The 1,913-nt window shown below is 69.9% G+C and carries 1 protein-coding gene and 1 pseudogene; both read left to right on the top strand.

All coding sequences use genetic code 11. The annotated features are described in order from the left end of the window. Positions 1-1,524: ABC transporter permease (locus ACO41U_RS07200; RefSeq protein WP_485942734.1), on the top strand; the 1,524-nt coding region annotated here is incomplete at its 5' end. Between the two features lie 22 nt (positions 1,525-1,546). Next, positions 1,547-1,913 (top strand): annotated as a pseudogene (locus tag ACO41U_RS07195) (efflux RND transporter periplasmic adaptor subunit); the annotation flags it as partial.

Here is a 1,913-nt window from a genome sequence, read left to right as displayed (position 1 = left end):
CTGCTCACCCTCGTCGTCTCGCGCATGGTCCACTCCGAGCGGGAGCAGATCGGGCTGATCAAGGCCTTCGGCTACACCGACCTGGCAGTGGGCCTCCACTACTTCAAGATGGTGGTCGCCATCGCCGCGCTGGGCGCTGCGGCGGGGTGCGTCCTGGGCGTGCTGGCGGGCCGGGCTCTTGCCGGCGTCTACCTGATCCACTTCAAGTTTCCCTCCCTGACCTTCCGCCCCGACCCCAGGCCGTTCCTCATGGGGTTCCTGGTGAGCATCGGCTCGGCCTCGGTCGGAGGCTGCTTCGTCCTGCGCCGCGTCTTTGCACTGACCCCGGCCTCCGCGATGCGGCCACCCGCCCCGCCGGACTACAGCCGCACCGGAGGATTGAGCAGGCGCCTCGACGCGCGCCTGGACCAGCCCTGCCGCATGGTGCTGCGCCGCCTGCTCCGGCGTCCGGGACGCATGATCGGGGCGGCGGCGGGGATCGCCTTCGGCATGGCGCTGTCCGTGGGCATGATCGCCATCCTGAAGAGCTTCGACACGACGGTGTCCCTGACCTTCGACATCTTCGACCGCAGCAACCTGGTGGTCACCTTCAACGACGCCGCCTCGGACCGGACGCTCTACGAGCTGCGCAGCCTGCCCGGCGTGATCGAGGTGGAGCCGGCGCGCAGCGTCCCCGTCATCCTGCGCCACGGGCTTCGCGACCATCACGGGACGATCGACGGCCTGATCTCGCCCCAGCGACTGAACCTCGCCCTCGACGCCGATCTGCGCCCCATCCCCCTGCGCCCGGGCGGGCTCGTCCTGGGACAGACCCTTGCGAACACGCTGGGCGTGCGAGCGGGCGACGTCCTGGACGTCGAGGTGCGGACGGGCCGGAGGCCGCGGCTCTCCCTCCCCGTCGTCGGCGTGGCCGGGACGGTGATGGGAGAGCCGGCCTTCATGGACCTGGACTCCCTGAACCGGGCACTGCGGGAGCCGAATCGCGTCTCCGGGGCCTGGCTTCGGATCGATGAAGCGAAGGCCTCCTCCATCTACCGGGCGCTCAAGCGGATGCCCTCTATCGCAGGGGTCCGAATAAAGCGCGACTCCCGCGTGGCGTTTCGGGAGCAGATGGACAGCGGGCCCGGCTCCATGCGTTACCTCATCCTGGCGATCGCCGGCGTGGTCGCCTTTGGCGTGGTCTACAACGCCGCGAGCATCGCCTACGCCGAGCGCGCCCGGGACCTGGCAAGCCTGCGCGTCATGGGCTTCACCCAGGGGGAGACGGCCTTCGTTCTGCTGGGCGAGCTGGCGGTCGTCACCCTCGCGGCGCTGGCGGGGGGAAGCATCCTCGGCTACGGGGCCTTTTTCCTGTTCGCCGAGGCCTTCAGCATGGAGCTCTACCAGATCCCGACCAACTTCACCTCGGCGAGCGCCGGGACCGGGGCCGTGGTGGTCCTGGGGTCCGCCGTCGTTTCAGGGTGGCTGGTGAAGAGGATCATGGACAGGGCAGACCTCGTTGCCGTCATCAAGACGAGGGAGTAACGGACAAGGGAGCCGTTGAAAGATGCACAAGAAAATTTCGAGGAAGTTCTTCACCTTCGGCGCCATCGCCCTGATCGCCGCCGCTCTGGCCTATGCCTTCCGCCCCCTCCCTCTGGAGGTTGAAATGGAGGAGGTGGCCCGGCGGCCCATGACCCTGACGGTGGACGAGGAGGGGCGGACGCGGGTCCGCGACGCCTACACGGTGTCCGCGCCGGTGGACGGCCGCCTGCTGCGGGTGGAGGTCCGGCCGGGCGATGCGGTCGCCGCGGGGAAGACTGTCGTGGCGAGGATGGTTCCGGCCGTGCCCACGCCCCTGGACGCCCGGGACGAGGACCGGGGCCGCGCCGACCTCGCCGCGGCGGAGGCGGCGCTGAAGCTCGCGCGGGCCG

The sequence above is a fragment of the Fretibacterium sp. genome (assembly GCF_057312375.1).
This window is presented reverse-complemented; position numbering and strand designations above follow the sequence as displayed.